The 14,225-nt window shown below is 32.8% G+C and carries 11 protein-coding genes; all 11 read left to right on the plus strand.

Translation table 11 applies throughout. The features are described 5' to 3' along the window. Positions 1-6: 6 nt before the first annotated feature. The 11 genes from rffA to J1905_RS19460 all read left to right on the plus strand — a co-directional run bounded on the left by rffA (position 7) and on the right by J1905_RS19460 (position 14,159). On the plus strand, positions 7-1,134 hold the full coding sequence (rffA, locus tag J1905_RS19410) for a dTDP-4-amino-4,6-dideoxygalactose transaminase (protein ID WP_214228889.1): 1,128 nt from the start codon (positions 7-9) through the stop codon (positions 1,132-1,134). After that, positions 1,131-2,579, plus strand: a complete 1,449-nt coding sequence (locus tag J1905_RS19415; protein WP_214228890.1) for an MOP flippase family protein — start codon at positions 1,131-1,133, stop codon at positions 2,577-2,579. Before rffA ends, J1905_RS19415 begins: the two co-directional genes overlap by 4 nt. Next, complete coding sequence (locus J1905_RS19420) at positions 2,579-3,697, plus strand: TDP-N-acetylfucosamine:lipid II N-acetylfucosaminyltransferase family protein (protein ID WP_214228891.1); 1,119 nt, start codon at positions 2,579-2,581, stop codon at positions 3,695-3,697. Before J1905_RS19415 ends, J1905_RS19420 begins: the two co-directional genes overlap by 1 nt. A gap of 51 nt (positions 3,698-3,748) precedes the next feature. Continuing rightward, positions 3,749-4,420, plus strand: a complete 672-nt coding sequence (locus tag J1905_RS19425; RefSeq protein WP_250318145.1) for a xenobiotic acyltransferase family protein — start codon at positions 3,749-3,751, stop codon at positions 4,418-4,420. A gap of 2 nt (positions 4,421-4,422) precedes the next feature. Further along, on the plus strand, positions 4,423-5,490 hold the full coding sequence (locus tag J1905_RS19430; RefSeq protein WP_214228892.1) for a glycosyltransferase family 2 protein: 1,068 nt from the start codon (positions 4,423-4,425) through the stop codon (positions 5,488-5,490). Position 5,491: 1 nt separating this feature from the next. Beyond that, positions 5,492-6,772 carry a hypothetical protein gene (locus tag J1905_RS19435; protein WP_214228893.1) on the plus strand — a complete coding sequence of 427 codons (1,281 nt, stop codon included), beginning with the start codon at positions 5,492-5,494 and terminating at the stop codon, positions 6,770-6,772. 4 nt (positions 6,773-6,776) lie between these two features. Next, positions 6,777-8,009, plus strand: a complete 1,233-nt coding sequence (locus J1905_RS19440; protein WP_214228894.1) for a glycosyltransferase — start codon at positions 6,777-6,779, stop codon at positions 8,007-8,009. Positions 8,010-8,019: 10 nt separating this feature from the next. Continuing rightward, positions 8,020-9,780, plus strand: coding sequence for a DUF4838 domain-containing protein (locus J1905_RS19445; RefSeq protein ID WP_214228895.1), 1,761 nt, complete (start codon positions 8,020-8,022; stop codon positions 9,778-9,780). Between the two features lie 143 nt (positions 9,781-9,923). Then, the gene (locus J1905_RS19450; RefSeq protein ID WP_214228896.1) at positions 9,924-10,970 is read left to right on the plus strand and encodes a glycosyltransferase family protein; all 1,047 of its coding nucleotides are present in this window, start codon (positions 9,924-9,926) and stop codon (positions 10,968-10,970) included. Beyond that, a complete protein-coding gene (locus J1905_RS19455; protein ID WP_214228897.1) occupies positions 10,945-13,053 on the plus strand; it encodes a bi-domain-containing oxidoreductase in 2,109 nt (702 codons plus the stop codon). The genes J1905_RS19450 and J1905_RS19455 overlap by 26 nt, the downstream gene beginning before the upstream one ends. A gap of 5 nt (positions 13,054-13,058) precedes the next feature. Beyond that, the gene (locus tag J1905_RS19460; protein ID WP_214228898.1) at positions 13,059-14,159 is read left to right on the plus strand and encodes an acyltransferase family protein; all 1,101 of its coding nucleotides are present in this window, start codon (positions 13,059-13,061) and stop codon (positions 14,157-14,159) included. The last annotated feature ends 66 nt before the right edge of the window (positions 14,160-14,225 follow it).

A 14,225-nucleotide genomic window follows, 5' to 3' on the forward strand; every position in this document is an offset into this window, starting at 1 on the left:
ATAAATATGATACCTTTTAATAAACCATACCTTACTGGAAATGAAACTGAATATATACAACTGGCTGTCGCTTCAGGAAAAATATCAGGTGATGGCATGTATACTAAAAAATGCCATGATTTTTTTGAAACGAGATTTGGTTTCGGTAAAGTTCTTCTTACTACGTCTTGTACTGATGCATTAGAGATGGCTGCTATATTGATTAATATAGAGCCTGGTGACGAGGTTATAATTCCGTCTTATACATTCGTTAGTACAGTGAATGCATTTGTATTACGAGGAGCTAAAATTATCTTTGCAGATAGCGAGGAAAGTAATCCTAATATTGATGTTTCAAAAATTGAAGGATTAATTACATCTAAAACTAAAGCTATTGTCCCTGTTCACTATGCGGGTGTAGCCTGTGATATGGATAGAATAATGGATATTGCTGAGAAGCATAACCTTTATGTTATTGAGGATGCAGCTCAGGCAATAGATAGCTATTACAAGGGGAAACCACTAGGTAGTATAGGTCATTTGGGCGCATTTTCTTTTCATGAAACGAAGAATATTATTTCGGGCGAAGGGGGAATGTTAACTATTAATGATCCCAGTTTTGCTGGAAGGGCAGAAATAATTAGGGAAAAGGGTACAAATAGATCGTCGTTTTTCCGCGGGGAAGTTGATAAATATGGTTGGGTAGACGTGGGGTCATCTTTTTTACCATCAGATATTATAGCGGCCTTTTTATTTGCTCAGATTGAAAACTTGGATAAGATACAGAATAGGAGAAAAGAAATATGGACTCGGTATGATAATTCATTCAAATCCGCAGGACTCGATAAAATATTACGTACTCCCTTTATCCCAGATTATGCGACTAACAATGGACATATGTACTATTTGGTAACAGAGGGACTTGAACAGAGAAACAAACTCATTGATACATGCAAGGCCAAAAATATCCATCCTGTTTTTCACTATTTGTCTCTTCATAAAAGCCCGTTTTATGTAGATAAATATAAGGGTGAGGATTTAGTGAATGCGGATTTTTACACTGATGCATTAGTAAGGCTACCGTTGTACTACTCTCTTAGTGATTCCGAACAAGATGTGATTATTGAAACAATTATTAATACTTTTAAATCTTGAGCTCAATTAAGAAAGTAATAATTGGCGGGTTTTTCTGGTCTATAGTAAATCAGTTGAGTATTACTCTGATAGGTTTAGTTATTACCGGAGTATTAGCTCGTTTAATTAGTCCTGCCGACTTCGGACTCTTAGCAATGGTTACTTTAGCTATTGGTTTTCTAAATGTTTTAAAAGATTTTGGTTTTGGTGCCGCATTAATTCAAAAGAAAGAGGTTTCAGATGACGAATACAGTACCGTATTCTGGATTAACCTAATTATAGGTTGTTTTTTGACATTAATAGTTTTTTTTTCAGCACCTTTTATAGCTTCCTTTTTTAAGGAAAGTAAATTAGAGAATGTAACCAAAATACTTTCCTTTACCTTTATAATTAACTCTATTGGAATTGTTTGGAATAATAAACTATTGAAAGATGTTGCATTTAAGCAGATTTTTTATCGGAGTATTATATCAACGATCATAAGTGGTGTTTGTGCGATAATACTTGCCTTTTATAAGTATGGTATTTTGGCCTTAATAGCACAAACCTATATAGCATTAATTTTAAATACCTACTTAAATTATCTTCATGTAAAGTGGGTCCCAAATAGATCTATCAAAAAGGTGTATATAAAGGATTTAATCAAATTTGGGTTACCATTGTTAGCGGATCAATCTATTAATTATTGGGTTAGAAATATTGACAATTTATTGGTGGGTAGAACCCTTGGTAAAGATACTTTGGCTTATTATAATAAAGCGTATTCGCTAATGCTCTTACCTGTTAGACAACTTACAGGGACATTAGCTAAAGTATTATTTCCATCATTTTCGTTAATTCAAGACAACAAGGAGCAAATAGCAAATATATATTTAAAAATTTCAAGAATAATTGCATTTGTAGCATTCCCTGTTATGGTTTGTCTATCGATGCTTTCTGAACCCGTAATTTTGATAGTTTATGGTGAAAACTGGAGGCCCGTAATTCCTATCTTTCAAGTTTTAAGCATTTTGGGTATGCTTCAGGCTCTGGGGACTCTTAGTGGAAATATTTATTTGTCACTCGGACAAACAAAAAAAATGTTTAAAATTGGGTTACTTTCAAGAGGCCTAATGATTTTTGGAATTGTTTTTGGGCTGCATTTAGGAGGACTAATGGGCATGGTTTATGGGTATTGTATAGGATCCGCGTGCGCCTTTTTCCCAGAATTGCATGTAATGGGTAGACTTATAAATCTTAATCTTAAAACTATTGTCTTTAACTTTGCCCCATATCTATTATTGGTGTCAATTTGCTTTTTGGTGATCAAATTTACGTTTGCTAAGATTCAATTGAATTTTATTTTGGGATTTAGTATACAATTGACCGTTTTTGCCATATTATATCTGCTATTAAATGTTTTATTTAAGACAAAGGCATATAAAGATATTTTATCAATGTTAACAAGTATTAAATTAAAAAACTAATGTATTTACACTTAGCAAAGGATAGCCCATTTGTAGATTATTTTATTGATTATTTTAGCCGTCAAACACCGGACAATACTTTCGTTATTTTTGGGAAGGAGCTTAAGCATACAAAGAATAAAGAGAAAGTTATCCTTGTCAAAGACTTTGAAGAGTTAAGAGATAAAGGTTATCGTGCTGTTGATTTTAAAAAGGTTTTTATCCATTTTTTAAGTCAGGAGTCTACAGCATTTGTTCTCGCAAATAAGGGGTACGAACAATTTTATTGGATTTTTTGGGGTGCTGATGGTTATAAAATAAGAGAACTGGACTTTGAATTACTATTGCCAGAAACTGAACAAGTTGTAAATAAGGGAATCTGGGTAAAAGATCGATTAAGAAAATTTAAGAAATATATACTATCCTTTATCTCAAAGACCGATTCTTACCGAGCGGTTCAAAATATCACATATTGCTGTACATGGGTAATGGGAGATCTCGAATTAGCTAGAAGGTTAAATCCTAATATTATCCATGTTCCTTTTGCTTATTTATCAAGTGATGAACTTTTTAAAACGGAAGATAATCTGGTTGAAGGGAATCATGGTGGACATGGTTTAGAGATATTATTGGGTAACTCATTGGATGTTTCTAACAATCACATAGATGCTATATCCTACTTAAAATCTTTAAAGCTAGATATCGATAGAGTAATATTTCCTCTTTCATACTCTGGAAAGGTAAACTATCGCGAATTAATTAAAAATCGGGCAAAACAAAATTGGAGTAGTAAAGCGACGTTTTTAGAAGAGTTTCTTCCATTAAAAGAATACCTTGCACTAATAAATAGTGTGGATATTGTTGTATTTTTTCATTTGAGGCAGCAGGCAGCAAACAACTCCTTGTCTCTTCTTTGGATGGGGAAGTTGATTATTATGCATCCCAAGAGTTTATTATATCGAACATTAAGCGACTGGGGACTAAGCGTTATTTCGGCTGATTTGATTAAATCACAAGAAGACATTGAAGAATATAACCAGATTTTTAATGATAGAGTTGTTAACAATAGAAAAATATTACTTGAGAAATTTAACAAAAGTGCTGTAGATGAATATTATAGAAATCTGCTCTTTAGTTAATTTAGTATCATCTGTGGTAATTCTTGTACTATCAGCAATAACAATGGCACCATGAATTTTTTGCAAAAAATTATAAATAAGGTAGGCTTAAAACGAATGATTGAAAATCAAAATTATATTGGTTCTCAAGTATTAATAGGTAAAAATACGATCGTAAAAGGTTCAAATATATCAGGAAGAATTGCTATAGGTCACGATTGTAAGATTTATAGAGCTGATTTAAATGGCAACATAGAAATTGGAAATTTCACCTCTATTTGGGGCCCGAATATTGACTTGAATGCTCTTGTTAATGGCATTAAAATTGGTAATTATTGTTCAATAGCAAAAAATGTAACGTTTCAAGAGTTCAATCATGATTATTCAAGATTTACAACATATTATATTAACAAGAATATTTTAAAGAATAAAGACCATAAATCTGATTTAGTTTCGAAAGGCAGCATTTTAATTGAACATGACGTTTGGATAGGAGCACACTCTGTAATATTGAGTGGGGCACATATTTCAACGGGCGCAATCGTAGCTGCTAATAGTGTAGTGACAGGATTTGTTCCTCCATATGCCATTGTAGGTGGGACACCCGCTAAAATAATAAAATCGAGATTTGAACTGGAAGTATGCACACAGCTACTGGAATCAAGATGGTGGGATTTACCTCTCAATGAATTAAAGAACAGAATTGATGAATTTCAAGAAATCGTTAAAAATACAAATGCGTAATTATGAATCATCAATTTAAATACTCAGTAATTGTACCTCTTTATAACAAGGCTAACTATATCATAGAAACGATAAATTCTGTGAAAGAACAAATCTTTAAAGATTGGGAATTAATAATTGTAGATGATGGTTCAACAGATGATTCGTACGAATTAGCTATAGCCGCTTCTAAAGAAAGTCATGCAGATAGAATTAGAGTATTAAAGCGACTTGATTATACTAAAGACAAAAGAGGAGGGTCGGTTTGCAGAAACATAGGAATTAAAGCTTCTAAAGGAAGATATCTATTGTTCCTAGATGCAGATGATCTTCTGCTGCCTTTCTGTTTACAGCAAAGAGATAATTGGATAGAAAAAACTCCAGGCTTCGATATGTATATTTTTAATGTTGCCTATTGTAGAGGAGTGGAAAAAGAGGTGTTTTTAAAAGAAAGACCATCTTCTGGTTATCTTTTTCGCTACTATCTCGCGACTAATAAAAGAAGATTCTTTTTAAAGAGCTTCTTAAAATCAGACGTAGTGTGGCATACCTCTGGACCTGTATGGGATAGCCATTTTATTAATGAATTAAATGGCTTTAATGAAGATTTTCAAAGATTGCAGGATCCTGAGCTTCACACCCGAGCATTATTAAAGAGAAATAACAAAGTCAAGTATTTAATGAATATTACTGATTATGATATTTTGCATAGAATGGATGAGGATCGCTTGGTTTGGAATGAAATGGATTTCTTTAGTAATAGAATAAACGCGATTAAGAAGTACATTGAATATTTTTCTGACTTTTTAAATAAAGAAGATGAAACAATGCTTCTTCGAAAACTTCAAGGGTATCTTATTTTGGCTGAAACAATTTGTTATAGAAGTATAAGGAGTACAAATGATAAAAACAAAAGTAAAGCGTTTGAATCGATTTTAAAGGATTTTTATACCGATTCAAACATTAAATTAATAATCTCACCGTTATTTAAAATCTTTATGAAGGCGTTTAGATTTTCTACTCGAATAGCATTTCTGATGAGGTTAAAAGTTCCTGGGATTTTGTTGTTAACATACAAAAAAGGCTTGTAAGATGGAAAAGAGATCGATGGTACTTACAATTTTTGATGGGGTTTTGTTATTCGTTTTTATTTATAGCCTGGTATTTAATGGGATAAATTTTGCTTCTTCAAAGTTAGTCTTGTTCTACTTATTTCTAGTTGTAGATAAAAAAGAATTAATGAATCAATTCTTTGGGAATCGATTTCTAAAATCTGGGCTACTAATCTGGATATTATTTAGCGTCTATTTTTTTGGGGTAACAATTTTTTCTGGAAAATATCATTTTGGTTTTCTACAACAAACATTTTGGTTTTTTTGGGAGGGAATTTTTGGTGCTTTTCTTTTCGGTTTTTATTTAATTAAAAGATACCCAGTAAAGAACATACTTTATTTGATTTCGGTTGTCCTTGTAATGCAAAGTATTTTTGTGTTAATCAGTTTTTTAAGTGGAACATTTAGAGATATTGTAGAAACAGTATTACTTATTCAGGAAAGACATGTGTCTTCCGTTCGACTTAAAGGGTTCTCTAATACTGGCGGGGCAGGACTTTCATATCTTCAGTCTTTATGCATTCTTATTCTTGGATATTTGTATTTGTCGAAGTTTAGAAATGGAAAAAGTAATAAGACTATAATAATTGCTATTATTATAGTCTTTATATCTCAAATTTTTATTGCAAGAACAGGGATGATCTTTTCTGGATTGTTTATTGGAGCGCTGATTTTACAAAATGCCATAAATAAGAAATCGTTAAAACCTTTAATTTTACAATCGCTAGGCGTTTTATTATTTTCTATTCTCGCGTATAATTTTTATGCAGTAGTGATCCCTAAAGAAAAGTTGATGGTTCTTAACGAGAAAATACTTTCTCGAGCCTTTGAATCGATTGATAACTATAATAAGACAGGAAGCTTTGAAACTAGATCAACGACAGTATTAAATAATATGTATTTTTTTCCTAAAACTGAAACTGGATTAATATTTGGTGAAGGGGTCTGGGACAGTGTTGAAAATAAAAAAGATACTGTTGGAAGAATAGTCAATTCTGATGTAGGGTATGTGAGGATTGTGTTTGCTGCTGGCTTAATAGGTTCGATAATGTTTTATTTCCTTTATTATCTTTATTCAAAAGGGCTGTTTAAAACCGACTTGGGGAAGATATATAAATTAGGAATTTTTGTACTATTAATTGTATTTATAATGGGGGAACTTAAAGAACCGTTTTTAGTTAGACCATCTGGGATAATTAAAGTGCTCTGCTTATTGTTATTTGTTTTTGACCCTTTTAAGAAAGTAGTAGCAAGAATATAATTGTATGAGTAAAAATATTTTGTGTTTTACAGCCTCATATCCATATGGCTCTAAAGAAACTTATTTCGATAATGAGTTGAGACATATCTCCAAAAATTTTGATAAGGTTTTTATAATGCCACTGTATAATCCATATTCTATTGAAATCAATAGAACCTTACCTCCTAATGTAGTAGTTTTACCTGTATCATCTCCTCAGGGGCTTAATAGAATTGTTAAAGGCATATTCAATTTTAGTCCAGTTGGATTCTTTATCTCAGATTTTATAAAGGCCAGGGTATTCTTAAATAAGAAGAAGGTAATTAAATGGATAAATTCTCTCCTAGTTTATAGGGCAGTATATAAGGATTTTAAGAGTAAAAGCGAAACTATCGGCTCTGATTGCCTGTTATACTCTTATTGGGCCGAAATTCCTTTATTTGCTGCCAAATCTGTTCAACGATATACCAAAATAACAAGACTCCATGCCGGGGACTTTTATTTAGACAGAAACAATGGTTATCTTCCTTTAAGACAAGAGATTTACACAAAATCCGATGTTCTTCTTCCCATTTCAAATGATATTAAAAACAGATTGATTTATGATTACAAAATCTCGTCTGATAAAATTTTCTTGAATTATTTGGGCACGGGTAATAGTTCATCTTCTTGTGCTTTATTAGAATGGGATAAGGTTAAATTAGTTTCATGTAGCAATTTGACGGCTTTAAAGCGAATTCATTTAATAATTGACCTATTAAAAATCTGGAAAGAAGATGTCAAAATAGAATGGCATCATATTGGAGGAGGAAAAGAAATGAGTAGGCTAAAGAACGACGCAGACTTTATTACGAGCCCAAATGTGGAAGTTTTCTTTCATGGAACAATGTCGCAAACTGAGTTGTTTTCATTTTATGAGAAAAACGCTTTTCATTGGTTTCTAAATTTTAGCGAGTACGAAGGAGTTCCAGTTAGCATTATGGAAAGTTTTTCTTTTGGAATACCAGTAATCGCCACAAATGTGGGAGCTACTAAGGAACTCGTAAACAGTGATTGTGGGTATTTAATAAGTAAAGATTTTAAATTAGAAGAGATTGCAGAATTGATTACTAAGAATTGGAATTCTCGAAATAATTACTTGAAGATGAGAGAGAATGCCTATAAGCAATGGGCTGAAAATTTTAGAGACGAGGATAATTATAGAGTGTTGTGTGGGATTTTTAACGATCTATTAAATGATAAAAATAATGTCGGTTAATTTAGAAGTTATGAAGTATTTAAAGGTTTTAATATTTGGATGTTTTTTTATAGGCCCATTTCTTTCAAAGGGTAATGAAATATACCAGAATCCATCTGGGGTGTTAATAGTAAATAAAAGTGCACCTTCTGCCGATATTGTTGTTCCGATGAAAAGCAGTAAACAAATTATGAAAGCTGCTCAAACCTTACAGAAGTATCTATTAAAGAGTACAGGAGCTAACTTAAAGATAACAACTCAAACAGGTTCAAGGAACTTTATTAGTATTGGAAATACAGATTTCATTAAGAAATCAAGAATAGATTTAAATGGATTAGATGAGGACGGCTTTTTAATTCAGAGCATTAATAAGAAAAGTGTTGTTATTGTTGGTGGAAGCGATTGGGGGACTGAATTTGGTGTTTATGAATTTTTAGAGAGATTTTTGGATATAACTTGGTTAATGCCTACGGCATTGGGAGAGTATGTTCCGTTGAAAAGTTCCTTGATTATTCCGGATATTAAGATTTTAGATAATCCTGTCTTTCTTTCCAGACAAATCTCACCGGCAAATATAAATCTTAGCAAGCCATTGGATGTATGGGCTAGATTAAATAGATTTAGAGGTAGGATCGAGTTTCATCATAATCTGAATAAACTGTTTCCCCCTAACCAATACTTGCGTAAAAATCCGGATTTCTATGGTATGGAGAATGGAAAAAGGGCCACGCCAAAAACAGGCCAATATAAATGGCAACCAAATTTCACCGCAAAAGGAATAGCTGATTCAGCAGCAAATAACATAGTTAGATATTTTAAACAAAATCCGGATAAGACATCCTATTCTTTAGGAACCAATGACTATAAGGTTTTTGATCAGTCTTCGCTTTCAAAATCAAGAAGAAGTAATAGAAATAATTTCCTCGGCTTGGAGGATGTCTCTGAAGATTATTTTGATTGGGCGAATCAAGTTGCTTCCAAAGTAAATAAGATTTATCCGAATAAAAAGTTTGGGACTTTAGCCTACAATAATTTAGCTGAACCCCCAAGAAATAGCATAAATCCAAATATTATCCCTTTTATAACCTATGAAAGGTTAAAATGGAAGGACCCTTCCGTGAAGAAATTAGGTATCGATATTATGAATGAATGGAAGCAAAAATCTTCTTCATTGGGTTGGTATGACTATGCTTATGGCTTTAACTATCTTGTTCCTAGGGTTTGGTTCCACCACATGCAAGATTATCTTCAGTTAGGCAAAAAGAATAACATTAAATATTATTATGCAGAGCTTTATCCAAATTGGGGTGAGGGACCTAAACCATGGATAATGTCTAAATTATTGTGGAACCCTGATCAAGATGTTGATGCTTTGTTAAATGAGTGGTATAACAAAGCGGCGGGGAAAGATGCTGCACCTAAACTTAGGAGGTTTTATGAGATATGGGAGAAATTTTGGACTGTAGACGTGTTTAATACAAAATGGTATAATAGCGGAAAAGGACAGTTTATGCCGTTTAGAGATTTAAGCTATTTGTCGCAAATTCCAGATAGCTATGTGAGTGAATCGGATAATTTAATGAAGTCAGCTTATCAACTTGCCAAGACGAGTGATGAAAAAGGACGAGTGTCTGAATTATTGAAGATGTGGAATGTCTATAAATCAGCGATAAAAATCTATAAATCTGAGAAGAAAGTAAACTTAGATAACTTTAGTCAGATTTTAGACCCACTTAAAAGCGACCCTATTCATGTTGAGACTATTAAGGCAATTGAAAACAAAATAAAGTAAATATAAATTAATTTGAAGACAATGTATTTTTTGAAACTTGCTTCTACTAAAAGTTGCAGCGAGTCATTCGAATGGGTAAATGATATTTTCCATGAAAAAAAAAGCATATCATTAGTTTTGATTTTTAAAATCTCCCTTTAAGAATGAAGATATTAATTCTTTTACCCGTAGACTCGCAACCAAGATTCATAAAGCGAATAAATCTATTAAAAGACGAACATGAAGTTACAGTAGCATACCAACAAAGAGATTATTTTAAGAAAAATAGTATCCCTGATGGTTGTAAAAAGGTAATACTAGGAAAAGTTGAGAACAAAAAATACCACAAAAGGATATTTAAGATATTTAATTATTATTCAAAAATTAAAGGCTTAAATGAAAAATTTGATGTTATCTATGCTTTTTCATTTGATCTTTTAATAATATCAATGTTCTTTAAATGCAAATTTAGAATATATGAGATAGGAGATTTGAGAAGGGTTAAGTTAAAGATTTTTGATGTTTTAAATAAATATCTTCTAAGTAAGCAAGATCAAATTATAGTTACCTCTTATAAATTTGGCCAATATTTAAATGAAAAATATGATGTTCAACCTTCTAAAATTAAAGTTCTTGAAAATAAGTTAGAGTATAAATCTTTTAAAGATATAACACCGGGATTGATAAAAAGTAGCAATAAAATAAAAATTGGGGTTATTGGTTTATTGAGGTATCAACAAATTCTTGATTTATTGGATGCCGTGGCCCAATCCCCAGAGAGATTTGAAATTCATATTTATGGCTCAGGTACTCTTTTAAACAGAATTCTACCCTTCATCGATAATAAAACGTTTTTTTATTACGGAGAGTTTAAATATCCAAACGATCTTGAAGCTATTTATGCAGACATCGATTTCAATTTTGTTATGTATGATTCGACTGATTTAAACGTTAGACTGGCATTGCCAAATAAGTTATATGAGTCAATTTATTTTAATGTGCCAATAATTGTTTCTTCTAATACTTATTTAAGCGAAAAGGTATTGGAATATGGAGTTGGAATCTCCTGGGATATTAATAATATTTCTAAACTTCCTGGTAATCTCATTGAACTAGCATCGACCACAAAATACCAAGAATTGATAGATAGCTGTAAAAAATTAGACAGAGAAAATATATTTTTAAATGAAGCAGATTATTCAATCCTTTAAAACAGGAGAAACAATATTAGAAAATATTCCAGCGCCTCAGGTTTCCAAGGGAGGTGTTTTGATTCAAACCACTAGAAGTCTGGTCTCGTTGGGAACAGAACGTATGCTTGTTGAGTTTGGAAAATCCAATCTTATTTCAAAAGCACGGCAACAACCAGATAAGGTTAAGCAAGTTTTAGATAAAATTAAAACGGAGGGGTTAATGCCGACTCTTGAGGCGGTGTTTAATAAATTGGGGGAGCCCTTGCCGCTAGGATATTGCAATATTGGAAAAGTAGTGGCTGTAGGAGAAGGTATAAGTGAATTTAAAGTGGGTGATAGAGTTGCCTCAAATGGAGCTCATGCAGAATATGTAAATATTCCAAAAAATTTAGTTGCTCATGTTCCTGAAAACGTTAGTGATGAGGAGGCTGCTTTTACTGTTGTAGGTTCTATTGGTTTGCAGGGCATTCGATTATTAAATCCAACTCTTGGTGAAACTGTAGTTGTGATCGGCTTAGGATTAATTGGCCTTTTGACTGCGGAACTTTTAGTTGCTAATGGTTGTCGGGTGATTGGGGTTGATTTGGATGATAAGAAAATTGAATTGGCCAAAGCTAAGGGTATTATTGGAGTTAATCCAAGAGCTGGTGATGATGTGGTTAAGTCTGTATTGGGTTTAACCAATAACATAGGGGCTGATGGAGTTATTATTACTGCTTCAGCAAAAAACAATGACATTATTTCACAGGCCGCTCAAATGAGCAGGAAGAGGGGACGAATTGTATTGGTAGGTGTTATTGGCTTGGATCTTAGCAGAGCAGAATTCTATGAAAAGGAATTATCATTTCAAGTGTCCTGTTCTTATGGCCCAGGAAGATATGACGAAGACTATGAAAGAAAGGGAATAGATTATCCGCTACCTTTTGTGCGTTGGACTGAAAAAAGAAATTTTGAAGCAGTGTTACATGCAATTGCAACCGGAAAGCTAGAGGTGAAGTCTCTGATAACTGAGCGCGTACTCTTAGAGAACTATAAAGACATTTATGATAACATAGGTGGACAGGGCTCTATTGCCTCTATTTTGGAATATCCTTTAGAAAGTGACTCTTCGAGCACTGTGACGTTGAAAACAAATTCTTTTGAAAAAGGGAGTGGTGGTGTTGGAATTATTGGAGCAGGTAATTTTACAAAGATGACTATGCTTCCGGCGTTAAAAACATTAGATGCTAAACTTATTTCAATTGTAAGTGCCGGAGGCGTTAGTGGTACCGCTCTTGCTAAGAAATACGATATTGCTAAAAGTACTACTGATTATCATGAGATGCTCAAAGATGAGCATGTTGATCTAATTCTGATTACCACGCGTCATAATCAACATGCGCAAATGGTAGTAGACGGACTGAATAATGGTAAACATGTGTTTGTTGAGAAACCACTGGCACTTAATGAGCATGAACTAGAACAGATTTTGAAAGCTTATAACGGTTCTAAGACGCTTACGGTGGGCTTTAATAGAAGGTTTTCTCCTCATATTCAGAAAATTAAACAATTAGTTGGTGGCTCACCAATGAATGTAATTGCTACTATGAATGCTGGTCATATTCCGCCAAGTGTTTGGGTTCATGATATGAAAGTTGGAGGCGGAAGAATTATTGGAGAAGCATGCCACTTCATTGATTTAATAACTTATTTGACTGGAAGCAGAGTGAAAGCCGTATGTATGAATGCAATGGGCCCAAATCCTCAGGAGAATACGGATAATGCATCTATCTTATTGGAGTATGAGAATGGAAGTACAGGTGTTATAAATTATTTCTCTAATGGATCTAAGTCATACTCAAAAGAAAGAGTGGAGGTTTATTCTCAGGAGAGAACAATTGTTATGGATAATTTCAGGATTACTACTGGATTCGGGTTTAAATCATTTTCTAAACTGAAAACGGGATTAGATAAAGGACACAAAGCTCAATTTAAACTTCTTCTGGAAAGAACAATAAGCGGAGGGGATGCTCTGATTCCTTTTGATGAAATTATTAATACTACAAAAGCCTCATTTGCAGCGATTGAAAGTTTGAAAACCAAACAATGGATTAGTTTATAATAACTATGGCAACTATATCAAGAGAAAATAATTTTGATTTAATTCGTTTATTCGCGGCACTCCAGGTTGTATTCTGGCATACACGCGAACATTTAGGGCTTTCTTCAAAAATAGCTCCTGAAGTTTCCAATTTTATACGTTTCTTTCCTGGTGTACCTATATTTTTTACAGTTAGTGGCTTTCTAATTTATGCGGCCTTCGAAAGAAATCCATCTTTGCCAGGATATCTCAAGAATAGATGCCTCAGAATTTTTCCAGCACTATGGTTTGCTTTTTTATTTGTTTTGATAATCTTGTTCATAACAGGATTTGTTAACAGTTCAAATCTGTTTTCAAAGCAATTTTTTGCTTGGACAGCGACTCAAGTTACTGTTTTTCAGTTTTATACTCCTCAGATGTTAAGGGAGTTTGGAGTAGGAACACCAAATGGGAGTTTGTGGACGATTTTTTTGGAGTTTTCTTTCTATCTTTTTCTGCCGTTATTTTTCTGGTCGGTAAAGAATTTAAGAATTAATAAAGTTACATTGCTTTTGATTCTTATGGGAGTATCCATAGCTTATAACATGTGGTATGATCAGAATTTTAAATCCTCTGAATCCTATTTGGTGAAACTGTTAGGGTTAAATTTAATGCCTTACCTATTTTATTTTCTTGGAGGAGCTATTATTTATGAAAACTGGGATAAAATTAAGCATTGGTATTTGGATAAGGGTTTGTCTTGGCTTTTACTGTACATAGTTTACTGTTTAATCTTTTCAAATTGGTTTCATTTATTTACCCCTTCTTATTGGCCTAATATATGGGGGTTGATATCTATACTGATCTTAACACAAGTGGTTATATCTTTGGCTTATTCAAATACGGGATTAAGTAATAGATTATTAAAGCATAATGATATTTCTTATGGTTTATATCTGTTTCACATGCCTGTAATTAATCTAATATTGCATTATCAATTGGGTGAAAAAGAATGGGCTCCGTTGTTAGTTATAGGTGCGGTACTAGTTTTGGCTTATTTTTCGTGGATCATAATTGAAAAACCAGCCTTAAGCTTAAAAAATAAAAAACTGATATTTGGGATCTCCAAAAGTTCTATGGATTTGTAAAAACTTAGAATTCGGTTGTCTAATGTCATAAATGTATTAAAAATTGTTTTAAATGAATTTTAAATT

Source organism: Pedobacter sp. B4-66, from assembly GCF_018492665.1.
Classification (GTDB): domain Bacteria; phylum Bacteroidota; class Bacteroidia; order Sphingobacteriales; family Sphingobacteriaceae; genus Pedobacter.